This window comes from Pseudomonas sp. LBUM1646, assembly GCF_059716165.1.
Window position 1 is genome coordinate 4,765,683 of sequence record NZ_CP166810.1, and the last position, 17,795, is coordinate 4,783,477.

At 61.9% G+C, this 17,795-nt stretch carries 19 protein-coding genes; 11 read left to right on the plus strand and 8 right to left on the minus strand.

Annotation, left to right across the window (positions count from 1 at the left end):
• Nucleotides 1-56: 56 nt before the first annotated feature.
• Nucleotides 57-671, minus strand: a complete 615-nt coding sequence (leuD, locus tag ACA071_RS21650) for a 3-isopropylmalate dehydratase small subunit (RefSeq protein ID WP_497641027.1) — start codon at nt 669-671, stop codon at nt 57-59.
• On the minus strand, nt 668-2,089 hold the full coding sequence (leuC, locus tag ACA071_RS21655) for a 3-isopropylmalate dehydratase large subunit (protein ID WP_497641028.1): 1,422 nt from the start codon (nt 2,087-2,089) through the stop codon (nt 668-670). Before leuC ends, leuD begins: the two co-directional genes overlap by 4 nt.
• A 323-nt stretch (nt 2,090-2,412) precedes the next feature.
• Here leuC and ACA071_RS21660 point away from each other — a divergent pair, with 323 nt between their 5' ends.
• From ACA071_RS21660 to ACA071_RS21695, 8 genes are read left to right on the plus strand one after another with little or no spacing between them, the layout of a single operon-like run.
• Nucleotides 2,413-3,609, plus strand: coding sequence for a PepSY-associated TM helix domain-containing protein (locus ACA071_RS21660; protein ID WP_497641029.1), 1,197 nt, complete (start codon nt 2,413-2,415; stop codon nt 3,607-3,609).
• Entirely contained in the window at nt 3,606-4,148 is a 543-nt protein-coding gene (locus ACA071_RS21665) for a PA2404 family protein (protein WP_497641030.1), read from the plus strand. Before ACA071_RS21660 ends, ACA071_RS21665 begins: the two co-directional genes overlap by 4 nt.
• Entirely contained in the window at nt 4,145-4,474 is a 330-nt protein-coding gene (locus tag ACA071_RS21670) for a hypothetical protein (protein WP_169373794.1), read from the plus strand. The genes ACA071_RS21665 and ACA071_RS21670 overlap by 4 nt, the downstream gene beginning before the upstream one ends.
• Before the next feature lie 2 nt (nt 4,475-4,476).
• Entirely contained in the window at nt 4,477-5,049 is a 573-nt protein-coding gene (locus ACA071_RS21675; RefSeq protein WP_497641031.1) for a DUF6162 family protein, read from the plus strand.
• A gap of 35 nt (nt 5,050-5,084) precedes the next feature.
• Nucleotides 5,085-6,011, plus strand: coding sequence for a metal ABC transporter substrate-binding protein (locus tag ACA071_RS21680; protein WP_497641032.1), 927 nt, complete (start codon nt 5,085-5,087; stop codon nt 6,009-6,011).
• A complete protein-coding gene (locus ACA071_RS21685) occupies nt 6,008-6,751 on the plus strand; it encodes a metal ABC transporter ATP-binding protein (protein ID WP_497641033.1) in 744 nt (247 codons plus the stop codon). The genes ACA071_RS21680 and ACA071_RS21685 overlap by 4 nt, the downstream gene beginning before the upstream one ends.
• Nucleotides 6,751-7,650 carry a metal ABC transporter permease gene (locus ACA071_RS21690; protein ID WP_133838194.1) on the plus strand — a complete coding sequence of 300 codons (900 nt, stop codon included), beginning with the start codon at nt 6,751-6,753 and terminating at the stop codon, nt 7,648-7,650. Before ACA071_RS21685 ends, ACA071_RS21690 begins: the two co-directional genes overlap by 1 nt.
• A complete protein-coding gene (locus ACA071_RS21695; RefSeq protein ID WP_497641034.1) occupies nt 7,651-8,631 on the plus strand; it encodes a metal ABC transporter substrate-binding protein in 981 nt (326 codons plus the stop codon). It abuts the gene before it with no gap.
• A 160-nt stretch (nt 8,632-8,791) separates the two neighbouring features.
• Here the strand turns inward: ACA071_RS21695 and ACA071_RS21700 are convergent, their stop codons facing one another.
• The 5 genes from ACA071_RS21700 to ACA071_RS21720 form a co-directional block, all read right to left on the minus strand.
• Complete coding sequence (locus tag ACA071_RS21700) at nt 8,792-9,019, minus strand: MbtH family protein (protein WP_497641035.1); 228 nt, start codon at nt 9,017-9,019, stop codon at nt 8,792-8,794.
• Nucleotides 9,020-9,101: 82 nt separating this feature from the next.
• The gene (locus ACA071_RS21705; protein WP_497641036.1) at nt 9,102-10,514 is read right to left on the minus strand and encodes an aspartate aminotransferase family protein; all 1,413 of its coding nucleotides are present in this window, start codon (nt 10,512-10,514) and stop codon (nt 9,102-9,104) included.
• Between the two features lie 143 nt (nt 10,515-10,657).
• Nucleotides 10,658-11,143, minus strand: a complete 486-nt coding sequence (locus ACA071_RS21710; RefSeq protein WP_497641037.1) for a GNAT family N-acetyltransferase — start codon at nt 11,141-11,143, stop codon at nt 10,658-10,660.
• A gap of 198 nt (nt 11,144-11,341) precedes the next feature.
• Nucleotides 11,342-12,667, minus strand: a complete 1,326-nt coding sequence (locus tag ACA071_RS21715) for an ATP-binding protein (protein ID WP_497641038.1) — start codon at nt 12,665-12,667, stop codon at nt 11,342-11,344.
• Nucleotides 12,664-13,344, minus strand: coding sequence for a response regulator (locus ACA071_RS21720; RefSeq protein ID WP_497641039.1), 681 nt, complete (start codon nt 13,342-13,344; stop codon nt 12,664-12,666). The genes ACA071_RS21715 and ACA071_RS21720 overlap by 4 nt, the downstream gene beginning before the upstream one ends.
• 153 nt (nt 13,345-13,497) lie before the next feature.
• On the opposite strand from ACA071_RS21720, the gene dsbD reads away from it, so the two are divergent.
• The 3 genes from dsbD to dsbG are packed head-to-tail and all read left to right on the plus strand — an operon-like array spanning nt 13,498 to nt 16,846.
• Nucleotides 13,498-15,234, plus strand: coding sequence for a protein-disulfide reductase DsbD (gene dsbD, locus ACA071_RS21725; RefSeq protein WP_497641040.1), 1,737 nt, complete (start codon nt 13,498-13,500; stop codon nt 15,232-15,234).
• Nucleotides 15,234-16,100: a TlpA family protein disulfide reductase gene (locus ACA071_RS21730; RefSeq protein ID WP_497641041.1), complete on the plus strand. Its 867-nt coding sequence runs from the start codon at nt 15,234-15,236 to the stop codon at nt 16,098-16,100. The genes dsbD and ACA071_RS21730 overlap by 1 nt, the downstream gene beginning before the upstream one ends.
• Nucleotides 16,076-16,846, plus strand: a complete 771-nt coding sequence (gene dsbG, locus ACA071_RS21735; RefSeq protein ID WP_497641042.1) for a thiol:disulfide interchange protein DsbG — start codon at nt 16,076-16,078, stop codon at nt 16,844-16,846. Before ACA071_RS21730 ends, dsbG begins: the two co-directional genes overlap by 25 nt.
• A gap of 119 nt (nt 16,847-16,965) precedes the next feature.
• Here dsbG and ACA071_RS21740 read toward each other — a convergent pair whose 3' ends face one another.
• Nucleotides 16,966-17,778, minus strand: a complete 813-nt coding sequence (locus ACA071_RS21740; RefSeq protein ID WP_497641043.1) for an alpha/beta fold hydrolase — start codon at nt 17,776-17,778, stop codon at nt 16,966-16,968.
• Nucleotides 17,779-17,795 lie beyond the last annotated feature (17 nt).

Genomic DNA, 17,795 nt, shown 5'->3' on the forward strand with positions numbered 1-17,795 from the left:
TCCTGCGGGTGTACACAAAACCCGGTAGGAGCTGGCGAAGCCGGCGATCTTTTCCCTCAGGACAACCAGGGATTCGCAGCCAGATGCTCACGCTCAAAGGCTTTGATCTGTTCACTGCGCTGCAAGGTGCTGCCAATGGCATCAAGCCCCAGCAATAACGCGGTCTTGCGCAGGGTGTCGATCTCGAACGGAATAATCTGCCCGTCCTGCAACCGAATCTGCTGAGCCTCCAGATCGACGCTGATTTCTGCACTGTCCGGTTGGCTGACAACTTGCCCCAGCCGCTGCAACACTGCTTCTTCCAGCGTAATCAGCAACACCCCATTGCGTTGGCAGTTGTCATAAAAGATCCCGGCAAAGCTTGAGCCGATCAACGCCCGAATCCCCATCTGCTTCAAACCCCACACCGCATGTTCCCGGCTCGATCCGCAACCGAAATTCGGCCCGACCACCATAAAACTCGCGCCCTGCCAGGCTGGTTGATTGAGCACGAACTCAGGATTGAGCGAACCGTCCGGCAAAAACCGCACATCAAAAAACAACCCACGATCCAGCCCCGCGCGGTCGATGCCCTTGAGGAATTGCTTGGGCATGATCACGTCGGTGTCGATATTGGCCGCCAGCATCGGCGCAGCCTTGCCGCTGACTTGGGTAAAAGGTTGCTGGCTCATGCTCGGTCTCCAAAGTGGCGGATGTCGGTCAGGCGACCGGTGATCGCTGCCGCGGCGACCATCGCAGGGCTCATCAGGTGGGTGCGGGCACCGGCGCCCTGGCGGCCTTCGAAATTGCGGTTGGTGCTGGAGGCGCAGCGGTCGCCCGGGGCCAGCACGTCATCGTTCATCGCCAGGCACATCGAGCAGCCGGACTGGCGCCATTCGAACCCCGCCTCGATAAAGATCGCCGCCAGGCCTTCGGCTTCGGCCTGATCGCGTACTTCGGTGGACCCCGGCACGATCATCGCGCGCACATGGCTGGCGACGCGTTTGCCGCGCACCACGCTGGCGGCATCGCGCAAGTCTTCGATTCGCGCGTTGGTGCAGGAACCGATAAAGGCATGGCTGATGACGATCTCGCTCAACGGCATGCCCGCCTCCAGGCCCATGTAGTTCAGGGCGCGGCGCATGTCCTGGCGCAGGATCAGGTCGCTGACGTCCTGCGGATCCGGGACCCGCGCGCCAATCGGTGAAGCCTGGTCCGGGCTGGTGCCCCAGGTGACCATCGGTTCCAAAGCACCGGCGTCCAAATAAACTTCACGGTCGAACTGAGCGTCTGCATCGCTGTGCAAGCTGCGCCACTTCTCTACCGCGCGGTCCCACAATTCGCCTTTCGGTGCGCGAGGTTTGTCCTTGAGGTAAGCGAAGACTTTCTCGTCCGGCGCCATAAATGCGCCTCGGGCGCCCGCCTCCACCGCCATGTTGCAAATGGTCATGCGCGCTTCGACGCTCAAGGCATCGATGGTCGAGCCACGAAATTCGATGGCGTAGCCAGTGGCGCCCGATGCGCCGATCTGGCCGATCAGCGCCATGATCACGTCCTTGGACGTCAGCCCTGGCGTCAGCTCCCCGTCCACGATCACACGCATACTTTTCAGGCGTTTGTAGACCAGGGTCTGGGACGCCAGCAGGTGTTCGATCTCTGAGGTGCCAATGCCGAAACCGAAGGCCCCGAGGGCGCCATAGGTGGTGGTATGGCTGTCGCCGGCAGCAATGACCATGCCCGGCAGGATGAAGCCTTGCTCCGGGGCGATCACGTGTTCGATGCCCTGGCGTTTGTCGAGGATGTCCAGTAATTCGATGCCGAAGTCCCGGCAGTTTTCCGCCAGGTACGACACCTGCCGCGCCCCGCCGGCATCCGGCATGGCGGCAATGCGCACCGGGGCGGTGGGGTTGACGTGATCGACCACGGCCAACGCGGTTTCGGGGCGCCAGACGTCGCGTTGAGCTTCGCGAAGACCGCTGAAGGCCTGGGGGCTGGTGTATTCGTTGATGACCTGGCGATCGATGTACAACAGGACATGGCCCTGGTCATCGAGGCGACACACCGTGTGGGAATCGATGTGTTTGTCGTAAAGGGTTCTTGCTGGGGTCATGGAAGTGCTCGCTCGGGGGACGGTACGCCGCAGGCGTCTGGGTTCCATCTTAAGGAGCGGCGGTTGGGCATCAATGGGCTGACAGTGATGGCTTGGAACATGGATCGTGTTGGATCGGGGCGCAAAATCAAAAGATCGCTCCATTCGCAGACAGCAATACGAAACATTTACTTTCATATCCTCTTTCGGGATTTTCGCTGCTCATCCGTCTTATCTAGATGCAGTCAGGCCGCGTAGGCAAAAGCCACGGCCCGGCCCTTCAGGGGTCACCGTGCTACGAAGCCCGTGGCAGAGGCCCTCTCATCGAAACAAGACCTTTAATCATGTCGAAGAAATCCCGTTCCAAACTCTGGTTTCTGGTCCATAGCTGGCTGGCGCTGCCGATCTGGTTTTTCGTGCTGATCGTCTGCGTGACCGGCACTCTGGCCGTCGTCAGTCAGGAAATCGTCTGGCTGGCCAACCCGCAAATGCGCGCCAGCCAACCCTCGGACGACGCGCCGTTGCTCAGCTACGACCAGATCCTCGCGGCCATCAAGAAAGCCGAACCCCAGACCCTGGTCCAGAGCATCAACCGCCCCGACGAATCGCACTTCGCTCTCGACGTAGACGTCGCCTATCCCGACGGGCGTTCGGTGACGGTCTACGTCAACCCGTATACCGGGGTAATCCAGGGCGTGGCGCCGGACTTCAATTTCAAGGCTTTCACCCGCGCCTTGCATGGCTGGTGGCTGGTGCCGTTCACCAATGGCTTCAGCTGGGGCTGGTATCTGGTGTCGTTCCTCGGCTTGCCGCTGTTGGTTTCCCTGATTACCGGGCTGGTGGTCTACAAGAAATTCTGGAAAGGCTTCCTCAAGCCGACCCTGCGCATTCGCCATGGCGCGCGGATTTTCTGGGGCGACTTTCACCGTCTCAGCGGGATCTGGTCGATCTGGTTCATCGCGGTCATTTCCATCACCGGCGTCTGGTTCCTGATTGAAGCCCTGCTCTCCGACAACCAGATTTCCATCTCCAGCGCCCCGATCATTCCGGCCATGGCCCGTGAAGCCGTGCCGTTGTCGCCGGACGGTACGCCGCCGCCACGGATCGACCTGGATCGCGCGATTGAAATCGCCATGCAAAAGATTCCGGGGCTGGAAGCGAGTTTTGTCAGCCTGCCGGGCAATGGCTACAGCCACCTGGACATCGGTGGGCGCGGTTGGTATCCGCTGATGTACCAGACGGCGACCATCAACCCGTACAACGGTGAAATCGCCGCCTCGCGACTGCTGTCGGACCGTAACGCCCTGGAGTTCGTCACCGAATCCATGCGTCCGCTGCACACCGGGGATTTCGGCGGTTTGTGGATCAAGTTGATCTGGTTCTTCTTCGGCCTGGTGCTGAGCATGATGGTGCTCAGCGGTCTGCTGATCTGGACCAAGCGCACCGCCCTCGCCACCGCCAATGCGCTCAAGCGCAGCAACAAGAAGCAGCGCAGCACCACGGTGCAACTGAACCGTGAAACATCGGAGGCCAGCCAGTGAACAAGATAACCATCGCCCCGCCACCCTCGCGCCTGAGCGTGCTGTGGCACAAATGGCGCTTCCACTTGAACATCCTGTTGCTGCTGATCCCGTTGGGTTTCATGCCCAAATACTTCAGTGATGCGGCATTGTTTCGCGGTGACGTCGGCCTCGGCGAACGGGATATCGGCGAAATCCAGGTCGGCCCCTGGAGCCTGCGCCTGGCCGAGTTGCGCAATGAAGCACCGCGCCCGGATGGCCCGGCCGGCTACCTCAAAGGCTTCAATGCCGCCCTGTGCAACACCTGTGTCGAGCAGGTCAAGGCCACCTACCTGCGCATCGGCAAACCCCGCAGCCTGCGGGCCGCCGGGGTGATTTTCTTCGGCACGCCATACCGCATGGGCGCTTCGCTGCCGGTGCCGGAAAAAACCAAAGCCGACGCCGAGCTGTGGATCACCATGGAAGGCTGGGACGGCAGCATGCATCAGGCATCCATTCCCCTGAGCCAGGCCTCCCCCGCCACGCTCGCCTGGCTGAACAAACAAGGAGGCAAACCATGATCAACGCATTTCGCCCGCTCAGCGCCGCGTTACTGGTGCTCTGCGCCGGTTTCAGCGCCAGTGCCCTGGCCCACAACCCGATGTGCGAGTGCAAGGCCATCGATGCCGAGCAAATCAAATGCACCGGCGGTTTCTCTGACGGCAGCGGCGCGCCGGGGGTGACCCTGGACGTGATCGGCTACGACGAAACGATTCTGGTACCGGGCAAGCTCGGCACCGACTCGACCCTGACCTTCAAGAAACCCGGCGCGGAGTTCTACGTACTGTTCGACGCCGGTCCCGGCCACGTGGTCGAGATCGACCAAGCCGACATCGAGGCACCGTGAACATGAGCACGCCCACCACGCAAATCGTCCGTCCGGCCGGTGCCGGTCATGAAACTCTCTATGTGTTGCTGTTGTGCCTGATGATCCTCGCGGTCGCCGGCTCGGTGGTCGCCTGGCGCCATGAGTCCCAGGAAGTGAGCAACATCAGCAGCCATCAACTGGATGCCCGCCGTGACCTGAGCGCTTCTGAACAGGGCATCTACGCCGATCTTCGGGTGACCCTGGACGAGATTCACTTGCTGCGCCAGGAGCAAACAGCGCTGCCTACCCCTGAAGTATTGGCCAACGAAGGCTTTGCGCCGTTTGCCCAGGACGCCAGTTCGGTCAGTCGCGGTAGCCATGCCTGGCAGTTGCTCGAAGCCAAGGCTTACTTCGGCCAGAGCCAGACACCCACGGTCGCGGGCTCGTTTCTGCTGCGCTTGACCGCTGACGACGATGCGCCGGACGTCTGGCTCAACCGCGGGCAAGCGCTCGCCGCCCCGACCGATCTCGCCGACGCCGCGCTCGAAAGCACCGGCTGGCAGCAGATCGTCGCGCAATTCGATGCCGGCGTGACCCGCCAGCACCGGCACTGAACCCTCGCCTTCACCCGAGAGAAGACCGCTTTCCCATGCCTATTTCATCTCAACGTTCAATTTTGCGCCTGCTGCTGGTCGGTCTGTGCGCCTTGCTGCTGACGCCACTGGCCAGCGCCGATCAGGCCAAGCGCCTGCGCATCGGCATCACCCTGCACCCTTATTACAGCTACGTGGCCAATATCGTCGGCGACAAGGCCGAAGTGGTGCCGCTGATTCCGGCCGGTTTCAACCCCCACGCCTACGAACCCCGCGCCGAAGACATCAAGCGCATCAGCGGGCTCGACGTGATCGTGCTCAACGGCGTCGGCCATGACGACTTCGCCGATCGCATGATCGCCGCCAGCGAAACCCCGAACATCCCGGTGATCGAAGCCAACGAAAATGTGCCGCTGCTGGCCGCTACCGGTACCGCCGCGCGTGGTGCCGGCAAGGTCGTCAACCCACATACCTTCCTGTCGATCAGCGCCTCGATTGCCCAGGTCAACAACATCGCCCGGGAACTGGGCAAGCTCGACCCGGACAACGCCAAAACGTATACCCAGAACGCCCGCGCCTATGGCAAACGTCTGCGGCAGATGCGCGCGGACGCCCTGGCCAAATTGACCCAGGCGCCGAACGCTGAACTGCGGGTGGCCACGGTCCACGCGGCCTACGACTACCTACTGCGTGAGTTTGGCCTGGAAGTGACGGCGGTGGTCGAACCGGCCCACGGCATCGAGCCGAGTCCGAGCCAGTTGAAAAAGACCATCGATCAACTGCGCGAACTCGACGTGAAGGTGATCTTCTCCGAGATGGATTTCCCCTCCACTTACGTCGACACCATCCAGCGTGAATCCGGGGTGAAGCTGTATCCCCTGTCGCACATTTCCTATGGCGAATACACCGCCGACAAATACGAAAAAGAAATGACCGGCAACCTCAACACGGTGGTGCGGGCGATTCAGGAGTCCGGCGCATGACCGCCCAAGAAAACCTGGCGGTACAAAGCGCCGGCCCGACCCTGGATTTCACCGATGTCAGCCTGACCCTCGGCCGCACGACGATCCTCGACAACGTGACCTTCCAGGTCCAGCCCGGCAGCGTGCATGCGCTGGTCGGCCCCAACGGTGGCGGCAAGAGTTCTCTGATCAAGACGTTGCTCGGGCAGATGCCGCATCAGGGTCGCCTGAGCCTCAAATGGCCCGGCGAGCCCGGCACCATCGGCTACGTGCCGCAGGCGCTGGAGTTCGACCGGGGCTTGCCGATGACCGTCGACGATTTCATGGCCGCCATGTGTCAGCGGCGCCCGGCGTTTCTCGGCTTGAGCAAACATTACGCGGCGGCGATTGGTGAAGCGCTGGAAAGGGTCGGCATGCAGGACAAACGCAAGCGTCGCATGGGCGCGTTGTCCGGCGGGGAACGCCAGCGGGTGTTGCTGGCTCAGGGGCTGATCCCGGCACCGCAATTGCTGGTGCTCGACGAACCAATGTCGGCCCTCGATGAAGCCGGCATTCAGGTGTTCGAACGCCTGCTGGGCGACTGGCGCCAAAGCGGCATTACCGTGCTGTGGATCGAGCATGACCTGGAAGCGGTCAAGCGTTTGGCGGATCGGGTCACCGGGCTCAATCGTCGGGTGCTATTCGACGCCACGCCGCAGCAGGCATTGACGCCGGAGCGCTTGCTGACCCTGTTTTCTACCCATCCACGGAGCGCTGCCTGATGAGTTATGAAGCCTTTCGTTTGATGGTCCAGGGCTGGGCCTCTGCGGGTTATTTGCCGGAAGCGCTGGCCTATGGATTTGTCGTCAATGCGCTGCTCGCCGGGTTGTTGATCGGCCCGGTACTGGGCGGTTTGGGCACGCTGGTGGTGGTCAAACGCTTCGCGTTTTTCTCCGAAGCGGTAGGTCACGCGGCGTTGACCGGCGTGGCCATCGGCATCCTGCTTGGCGAACCCTACACCGGGCCGTATGGCAGCCTGTTTGGCTACTGCTTGTTGTTCGGCATCTTGCTCAATTACCTGCGCAACCGCACCGGCCTGGCGCCGGATACGCTGATCGGGGTGTTCCTCTCCGTGTCGTTGGCGCTGGGTGCCAGCCTGCTGTTGATTCTGGCGGGCAAGATCAACGTACATATTCTGGAAAACGTGCTGTTCGGTTCGGTGCTGACGGTTAACGGCAACGACTTGCTGGTGTTGGCCATCGTCGGTTCACTGGTGATGGCCCTGGCCTTGCCGCTGTACAACCGCATCATGCTCGCCAGTTTCAACCCGCAACTGGCAGCGGTGCGCGGGGTGGCGGTGAAGACCCTGGATTACCTGTTCGTGATTCTGGTGACCCTGATTACCGTCGCGGCGGTGAAGGTTATCGGCGCGATCCTGGTCGGCGCCTTGCTGGTGATTCCGGCGGCGGCGGCGCGGTTGCTCAGTCAATCACTGAAGGGGTTCTTCTGGTGCTCGGTGGCGATCGCGACGGTCAGCACCCTGTGCGGCATCCTTGCGCCGATTGTCTTCGACCTGCCGATCCCGTCCGGTGCCGCGATCATTCTGGTGGCCGGTATCGCCTTCGCCCTGTCCGCCATCGCGCGCGGTGTCGTTCCAAGTCTGAAAGGGAATCTCGGATAAATGTCTTTTACCCTGCGTCAATTGACCCTGGCCATGGCCCTGTGCGGGGCGGCCTCCTGCAACGCGTTTGCTGGCGATAGCTTCGAACCGATGCGCCTGGTGGCCAATCACGGTGTCGGTAATACGGCCCTCTTTTCCTCGTCGTCCGCGCATAAAACCCTGGTCCTGGCGTCGCTGCCGGTGACCTACGGCCTCGGTACCCTGCTGCTGGACGGCACCGATGTCGTCATTGAGCGTGCGGCGCCAGCCAACCTGCCCGGCACTCGGCAAGCCGCCTACTTCACCGGCCGTGGCGCGGCGGAACTGAGTAAGCTGGCGACCGACGCCGACGCGGTCATTGGCTTGCGCTCACTGTGGCCGGACGATCCGCTGTACCCGAATGCTCGTCGTAGCAATATCCGCATCATCGAAATCGACGCCGCTCGCCCGGTGGACGGCGCCCTGCCCGGCATCGCCGTGCAGCCAGGCAACAAGGTCGATGGCTTGAACAGTCAGCCGTGGTTTTCCAGCAACAACATGGGGCGTATGGCGGACGTGATGGCAGCGGATCTGGTGCGCCTGGCGCCTGAGGCCAAGCCGAAAATCGACGCGAACCTGGCAGCGCTCAAACAGCGTTTACTCAAGTTCAGCGCCGACAGTGAAGCGCGCCTGGCCAGTGCCGACAACCTCACCGTGATGAGCCTGAGCGATCACTTCGGCTACCTGATCGGCGGGCTCAACCTGGAACTGGTCGGGCTCGATGCCCGACCGGATGCCGAGTGGACGCCTGAAGCGCTCAAGCAACTGGGCGCGACGCTCAAGGACAATGATGTGGCGGTGGTGTTGCATCATCGCCCGCCGTCGGAGGCGTTGAAAGCGGTGATCAGCGAGGCCGGGAGTCGGTTGGTTGTATTAAGCACGGACGCGGCGGACCCGGTGGCGGAGTTGGAGGGGAATGTGGATTTGGTGATCAAGGGGTTGAGCGACGGGCCTTCGGCCTAAGATCGTTCCCACGCTCTGCGTGGGAGCTCCGCGTCCCAAAGCGGACGCAGAGCGTCCATTGAGGCATTCCCACGCAGAGCGTGGGAACGATCAAAACAACACAAACTCCAGATATGAAAAAGCCCGCTGACCTTCTCGGTTCAGCGGGCTTCTCGGCGACTCAGCGAGCCACTGCCGCCTGCTCTTCCATCTTCTGGCGCAAGCTCAGCGGACGCATGTCAGTCCAGGTTTCTTCGATGTAAGCCAGGCACTCTTTCTTCAGGCCGCTCTTGCCCACGGTACGCCAGCCTTGTGGCACGGCTTTGTAGTCGGGCCAGATCGAGTATTGCTCTTCGTGGTTGACCACGACCTGAAAGAGGATGTCCTCGCGGTCGAATACTGACGTCATGGTGTGTCTCCATCGCTGTAGGGGTGGGCTGCACGGCGTGTGCAGCCGGTATGTAGAAGGAACGTTCGAGTCGCTGGAAAATTTAGAGCGCGGCGGTGGCCGCCGCCAACGCCCGGCCGAAAATCTCCGCGACCCGGTCGATTTCCGTGGCGGTGATCACCAGCGGCGGCAGGAAGCGCACCACCGCACCATGACGACCGCCCAGTTCGAGGATCAAGCCGCGCTTGAGGCATTCACGCTGCACCAGCGGTGCCAGGCGACCGAACGCCGGTGGATGGCCTTGCACGTCCGGGGTGCCGCTCGGGTCAACCAGTTCGACGCCGAGCATCAAGCCGCGACCGCGAATATCGCCCAACTGCGGGAAGTCCCGTTGCAGGATGCGCAGGTGTTCGCTCAGGCGTTCGCCCATGGCGGCGGCGTGGGCACAAACATTGTTTTCTTTCAGGTAACGCATCACCGCAGAGCCAGCGGCCATGGCCATCTGATTGCCACGGAAGGTCCCGGCATGGGCGCCTGGCAGCCAGGTGTCGAGCCAGTCGCGATAGACCACCACCGCCAACGGCAGACTGCCGCCGATGGCCTTGGACAGTACAACCACGTCCGGAATGATGCCGGCGTGTTCAAAGGCGAACATCTTGCCGGTGCGGGCAAAACCGCTCTGGATTTCATCGACGATCAGCGCCACGCCGGCCTGCTCGGTGATGCGCCGCAAGCCGCGTAACCAGTCAAGATCCGCCGGAATCACGCCGCCCTCGCCCTGCACCACTTCGACGATCACCGCCGCCGGCAATTGCACGCCGGCCTCCGGGTCGTTGAGCAGATTTTCCAGGTAATTAAGGTTGACCTGCACCCCTTGCGTGCCGCCGAGCCCGAACGGGCAGCGGTAATCGTAGGGGTACGGCATGAACTGCACGCCGCTGCTGAGCAACGCGCCCAAGGGTTTTTTCGGCCCCAGGCTACCCATCAGGCTCAACGCGCCCTGGCTCATACCGTGGTAACCGCCCTGGAACGACAACACGGTGCTGCGCCCGGTGGCGGTGCGCACCAGTTTCAGTGCGGCTTCCACCGCATCAGTGCCGGTGGGGCCACAGAACTGAATTTTCGCTTCTGCGACCAGGGCCGGTGGCAGCAGGCCGAACAAGTCCTGGACAAACTGATCCTTGACCGGGGTAGTCAGGTCGAGGGTGTGCAGCGGCAGCTCATCGGTCAGCACTTGCTGGATCGCTTCGATCACCACCGGATGGTTATGCCCCAGCGCCAGCGTGCCTGCCCCGGCCAGGCAATCGATAAAACTGCGACCCTCGACGTCTTCGACGTAAATGCCCTTGGCACGCTTGAGCGCCAGGGGAATGCGTCGCGGGTAGCTGCGGGCATTCGATTCCTGCTGGCTCTGACGGGCCAGCAATGGCGATTCATTGAACTGGTAAAGCGTCTCGGCAGACGTCGGAGCGACCCGGGCCGGCTGATCTTCGATAAGGCTGGTAGCGACTGACATCTCTCGACCCCTCAATACGCTGTTGATAGTGACCAAAACTGCACACCGGGCAGGTGCGCGTTCCGGTCACGGGGCGCACTTGCAGGTTTTCCTGTTCTGGAAACGCATCAGGGGCTTGGGGATTTAGACCCGCGAGCAGCTTTCTATGAAGGTGGCGTCAGTGCCTTGTGCATCGGAATGGCTTGAAGGCCCGCCACGTTGAAGGTTTCAGCGCAGGTGCGATAACCCAGATGTCGATAAAAGGCTTCGCTGGTGCGGGTGCTATTGAGTCGAACCTGGTGCAAGTCCTGATCGCGCAACCAGGCTTCCAGGTCACGGACTAAGGCTTGCCCGGCACCGCGGCGAAACCATTCCGGTTGCACGTAGCAGAAGGTGATTTTGCCACTGCTCGCGGCCATGGCGACGCCGATCGGTTTGTCCTGAAGCAGGGCAATAGTCAGGTACAACCGTTGGTCGGTCAGCCATGCGTGGATATGTTCGGCGGTTTTGTTGTGGGTCCAGGCGGCGACGATTTTCGCGTTGTTGCGGTGGTCGAGTGCGCAACCGACCCGGATCGAACGCTCGATGATCCGGCTGATAATGCCGGCGTCGGAGGGGGTTGCCTTGCAGGTGATAAGCGGTGCATCCATAGCGCTGTTACCTCAATCCATTGAGTCAAAGCTGCGGAGGACGATAGCGCCAGCGCGGGCAGGAATGCCAATGGAGAGACGTTACATTTGGTGTACGACGCAAATCCAATGTAGGAGCTGCCGAAGGCTGCGAGCTTTTGATCTTCATGCTTAGAAGCAAGATCAAAAGCTCGCAGCCTTCGGCAGCTCCTACAGGGATTAGGCCGGTTGCAGCGGCATCGTCAACTCAACCCGCAACCCGTCCGGTCGACTGTCGAAATGCAACGTACAGGCACAACGCTGAACGATCGCCTGAACAATCGCCAACCCCAGCCCGCAACCGGTGCTCTGGCCGTTACGCCAGAAACGTTGGGTCAGGTGTTGCAGGTCATCTTCGGCAATCCCCGGCCCGTGGTCGCGAACCACGAAGCGCACGCGGTTGCCGGTGGTTTCCAGGCTCAACTCCACGGCCCCGTCGCTCGGGGTGTGGCGCAAGGCGTTGTCCAGCAGGTTACGCAGCGCAGCAATCGACAACACCGCGGGCATTTGCACCGGAGCGGCGGAACACTTGATCGGCGGCTGAAACTTGATGCGTTGGCGATCACCGCTGGCGGCATCCTGAATCGCCAGTTTCGCCACTTGCTCGGCGCTGCACTGCACGCCGTCATCGAACGACAGGCTGCCCTCGACCCGCGCCAGCAGCAGCAATTGTTCAAGGGTACGGTGCAGGCGATCGGCGCCCTCTTCGGCCCGGGCCAGGGATTGATCCCGGGCCGCGCCTTCGGTCATGCGCGCCACTTGCAGATGGGTCTTGATCGCGGTCAGCGGGCTGCGCAATTCATGGGCAGCATCGCCGGTCAGGCGGCGCTCGCGCTCGATGGTCCGGCCAATGCGCTGGAACAGTTGATTCTGGGTGTCCAGCAACGGTTGCAACTCGCTGGGCAGCGGCTGGATCTGCAACGGTTCAAGGGAATCGGCACTGCGCCGCATCAAGGCATCGCGCATGCGATTGAGCGGCGCCAGCCCCTGGCCGATCCCGAGCCAGAGCAGGCACAGGCAACCGAGCAGCGCCACACCCACCGGCACCGAGGCGGCCAACAGGATCGACATGTTCAGAGCTTCGCGCTCGATCTGCCGATCCGCCGTGGTGATCCGCAGATCACCACGCGCCAGGGTGAAACTGCGCCACGGCGCGCCGTCGATCATCTGGTCGTGAAAGCCCATTTTCTCGGCTTCCAGGGTTTGTTGCGGGTCGGTGTGACTGCGCGCAAGGATTTCGCCGCGCAACGAACTGACCTGACACGCCATGCCACCGGGAACATTCAATTGTTCCGCGCTGAAATGGGTGCCCTCACCCTTGGTCGGCAACGCCGGCAATTGCTCCATCAGGCCGGCAACCATTCGTGCCGATGCCACCAGCCGCTGATCGAGGGAAAACATCATCTGGTTACGCAGGTCGCTGAGCATCCAGGCTGCCGCCAGCGCCCAGATCAGCGCAAACGCGGCGCCGAGGGTCAGGCTCAGGCGCAAACGCAGGCTCATCACTTCGATTGATCTCCGCCGTCCGCCGGCCCGAGGCGATAGCCCAGGCCGCGCACCGTTTCGACGATGCCATTGCCGAGTTTGCGCCGCAGGTGATGGATATGAACGTTGAGCGCGTTGCTTTCCAGCTCATCGTTGAAACCGTAGACGCTGTCCTTCAACTGCTCGGTGGACAGCACCCGGCCACGGTTGTGCAGCAAAGCCTGCAACAGCGATTGCTCACGGCGCGACAGATCCACCGGCTGGCCGGCGAGCATGGTTTCGCGACTGCTCGGGTCATACGTCAAGGCGCCATGTTCGATCAAGTTGACGCTGCGCCCGGCCACGCGCCGCAACAAGGTGTGCAGGCGTGCGGCGAGTTCACGCAGGTCGAAGGGTTTGAGCAGGTAATCGTCAGCGCCGGCCTGCAGGCCATCGACCCGGTCGGTAACCGAATCCCGTGCGGTGAGGATCAGCACCGGAATTTCCAGACCATTATTGCGCAGCTGTTGAAGCAGCTTGAGGCCATCTTCGTCCGGCAGGCCGAGGTCGAGCACCATGACGTCGAACTCGGCGACCTTGAGCATCGCCCGGGCGGATGATGCCGTGGCGACGTGCTCCACGGTCAGCCCTTGGGCGGTGAGGCCAGCGACGATGCCGCTGGCGATCAACTCGTCGTCTTCACAAACCAGTACGTGCATGAAAAGCCCCGTAGAAAAAAGCTGATTAGGCCGATGGCCGATTAAGCGGACATTATGCCCCGATCGCCGGCGCCACAAGGCCATGACGGTTAATCATCGGTTAATCGCCGCCGACCATTGTGCACTTCACTTGCACAGGGATAAGGCTTACCCATGCGTCGACTGTTTTTATTCTTTGTTCTCTTGATTTCGGGTATGGCCCAGGCAGGAACGAATCCGTTCGAAAGCAAACCCGACTTTCTCCCGGTAGAAAAAGCCTTCATCTTCACGTCCGAACGCCTCGAATCCGGCGAAACCCAGCTCTATTGGCAAATTGCCGACGGTTATTACCTGTATCAGAAGCGTCTTAAATTCGACGGTCTGACCCCGGAGCAGCACCCCGCGCTGCCTGAGGGCGAGTCGCACAGCGATGAGTTCTTCGGTGAACAGCAGGTCTATCGCCAAGGCCTGGAACTGAAGATCCCGGCCGGTGCCACGGGTCAGATCAAGGTGGGTTTCCAGGGCTGTGCCGATGCTGGCTTGTGTTATCCACCGAAAACCCAGGTCGTAGACCTGGGGAACGCTACGACGGCGTCGGCTGCAAATGAAGCACCGGACCAGGCCCTGGCCAGCAACCTGCAACAGCGGGCGCTGGGCTGGAGTTTGCTGGTGTTCTTCGGTCTTGGGCTATTGCTGGCGTTCACCCCTTGTACGTTGCCGATGTTGCCTATTCTCGCCGGTTTGATCGTCGGTAGCGGCGCCACACCCAAGCGCGGTTTTGCCCTGGCCACCAGCTATGTGATCTGCATGGCGCTGGTGTATGCAGCGATGGGCGTTCTGGCGTCGCTGCTGGGCGCCAACCTGCAAGCGCTGCTGCAAAATCCCTGGTTGCTGGGCAGTTTCGCGGCGGTGTTCGTGTTGCTGGCATTGCCGATGTTCGGCTTCTTCGAGCTGCAATTGCCGGTGGCGGTGCGTGATCGGCTGGAAAACGTCTCGCGCAATCAACGCGGCGGCAGCCTGATCGGTGCCGGTGTGCTGGGGGCCTTGTCCGGTCTGTTGGTCGGCCCGTGCATGACTGCGCCGCTGGCCGGCGCCCTGCTCTACATCGCCCAGAGCGGCAATGCGCTGCACGGTGGGCTGATTCTTTTCGCCATGGGCATCGGCATCGGTGTGCCGCTGCTGTTGCTGGTGACCGTCGGCAACCGTTTCCTGCCCAAGCCCGGCGACTGGATGAACCTGCTCAAAGGCGTGTTCGGTTTCCTGTTCCTGGCCACCGCGTTGCTGATGCTGCGCCCGGTGCTGGATCAGTCCTTGTGGGTCGGCCTCTGTGGCGCCCTGCTGTTGATCGCCGCCTACAGCGCCTGGAAACAGTCGGAAGGTTTTGGTCGCATTGCCCACGTGTTCGGCGCCAGTTCGCTGCTGCTCGGCATCTGGGGCAGCCTGTTGCTGATCGGTGCGGCGGGCGGCGGCGATGATCTGTTCAAGCCGTTGCAGGTTTACGCCGCTTCAAATTCCAGCAGTGCTGCCACCCCTGTCGGCCATGAAGCGTTCACCACAATCAAAGACCCCGCCGCCCTGCAACGGGAACTCGATGCGGCGCAGGCCCAGGGCCAGTGGGTGTTGCTGGACTACTACGCCGACTGGTGCGTGTCGTGCAAAGTCATGGAAAAACAGGTCTTCGCCAAACCCCAGGTATTGGACGCCTTAAAAGACGTACGCTTGCTCCGGCTCGACGTCACCGCCGACAATGCCGCCAGTCGCGAACTGCTCGGCCGCTACAAAGTGCCGGGGCCGCCAAGTTTGCTGTGGATCGGTGCCGACGGCAGCGAGCGCCGCAGCCAGCGCATCACCGGTGAGGTCGATGCCGAGACTTTCCTGCAACGCTGGACCACCACCCGAGATGCCCGTTAATGCTGACCTTTACCCTCGGCACCTTTGCCATCGCGCTTAACCACCTGCTGCTGATCAGTGCCCTGGCGCTGGCTACCCTCGTCGGTTGGCGGGTGGCCAAGCGCGGCGGCGAGAACCCCGAGTCGGTGTTGTTCAGCCTGTTCCTGCTGGGCATGCTGGCGGCGCGGATCAGTTTTGTGATCGCCTACTGGGCGCAGTATCGCAACGATCCGTGGCAGATCATCGACCTGCGCGATGGCGGTTTTCTCGCCTGGCCGGGGGTGATCGTGCTGGTGCTCGCGGCGTTGTATCGCGGCTGGCGCCGACCGGGTTTGCGTCGGCCACTGGGCTTCGGGGTCGGCACTGGGCTGCTGTTCTGGCTGCTGGCGACCTTCTCCTTGAGTATTTACGAACAAGGCACGCGGTTGCCGGAAATCACCTTGCGCAATGCCGCCGGTGAAACCGTGCAACTGGCCGATTATCAGGGTGGCCCGTTGGTCATCAACCTCTGGGCCACTTGGTGCCCACCGTGCCGCCGGGAGATGCCGGTGCTGGAAAACGCCCAGCAACAGCGCCCGGACCTGACCTTCCTGTTCGTCAACCAGGCCGAAAGCATGCAGAGCGTCAGCACCTTCCTGGAAACCCAGGGCCTGAGCCTGTCCAACGTGTTGTTCGACGGCAGTGGGCGCCTGGGCCAGGCCGTCGGGTCCATGGCATTGCCGACTACGCTGTTCTATAGCAACGACGGTCGCCTGCTGGGCAGCCATCTGGGCGAACTGTCAGAAGCCAGCCTGGCCCGCGCCCTGGAAAACTTCGAGACTCCTAATCCTGCCGCACCGGCCACCTCTGCAAGGAAACTGCCATGCCCCGCCTCCGCCACCTGCTGACCCTGACCCTGGGCGCAGCCTTGCTGCACCTGCCGTCGGCGCAGGCTGTTGAAGAACTGCCCGAGGCGATCAAGAAGATCGAAGCCAAAGGCGCGAAAATCGTCGGCCAGTTCGACGCCCCGGACGGTTTGCGCGGTTATGCGGCGCAATACCAGAATCGCGGCATAGCGCTGTACCTGACCCCGGACGGCAAACACGTGCTGCTCGGCAATCTGTACGACGCCGACGGCAATGACCTGAGCAGCGCGCCGTTGCAGAAACTGGTCTACGCGCCGATGTCCAAGGAAGTCTGGGGCAAGATGGAAGCAAGCAATTGGATCGCCGACGGCAACAAGGACGCGCCACGCGTGGTGTACCTGTTCAGCGACCCGAACTGCCCTTACTGCAATATGTTCTGGGAACAGGCGCGGCCATGGGTCAAGTCGGGCAAGGTGCAGTTGCGGCACATCATGGTCGGCATCATCCGCGAAGACAGCCCGGGCAAATCCGCCGCGCTGCTGGCCGCCAAGGACCCGAGCAAAGCCCTGGCAGAACACGAAAAGGCCGGTAAGGAAAGCGCGCTCAAGGCCTTGAAAGACGTGCCACCGGCAATCCAGGCGAAACTGGCGGCGAACATGCAATTGATGGAAGACCTGGAGTTGCAGGCGACCCCGGCGATTTTCTACATGGACGACAAAGGCGAGTTGCAGCAACAGCAAGGCGCGCCGTCGCCGGACAAGCTGTTGAAGATTCTGGGACCTAAGTAGTACGAGTGATCGTTCCCATGCTCTGCGTGGGAATGCCGCCCCGGACGCTCCGCGTCCGCTTCAGATCGTGGCGCAGAGCGCCACAGGATGCATTCCCACGCAGAGCGTGGGAACGATCTTTACCTGCACTCAGCCAAAAACTTCAACAATGCCTGCGTCACAAACCCCGGATTCTCTAGATTGGAGATATGCCCCGCCTCCGGTACCAACACACACGGACAACCGATCAACTCGGCCATCTCTCGGGCCTCGGTTGGCGGTCGCGGCTTGTCCTGATCGCCACACATCACCAACGTGGTTTCAGGATTCAACTCCGCCAGACGCGATAACAAATCATCACGGCCAAAGGTAATCCGCCCCATCGGCACGATGCTCTCGCGCAGACGCTGCGCAGGCAGCGCCGCCAATGACGCGCGGAAGTCCTGATACAGCGCCGACTGCGGATCGATGCCCGGACGGAAGAAAATCGGCACCACGATGTCCAGCAGCTGCGGCGAGATCACGCCGCTGTCTTCGATCTGCTTGAACAGCGAGAAATAGTATTGGCGAGTCGGCTCGGGCTCGACGCCGAGGTAGGTGTCCATCAGCACCAGGCCGTTGAGCCGTTGCGGTGCCGACAGCGCCAGACGCACGCCCCACATGCCACCGACCGACAACCCCACCAGGGTGACGCGATCGATGTCCAGGTGATCGAGCAGCGCCAATGCCTGGTGAGCAATGTCATCCAACGACGTCGTGCCTTCGGGCACTGGCCCGGATTGACCGTGGCCCCAGAGGTCCAGGGCAATCACCCGATACTGCTGCGACAGCGCGGCAATCTGTGGCGCCCACATGGCCTGGTCCCACAGGTAACTGCCGGCCAGCAGCACGGCCGGGCCGGAGCCTTGGTCGATGTAGTGAAGGGGTTGTCCGTCTATTGTTGCGAAGGGCATCGAGTGTCTCCTTTGTG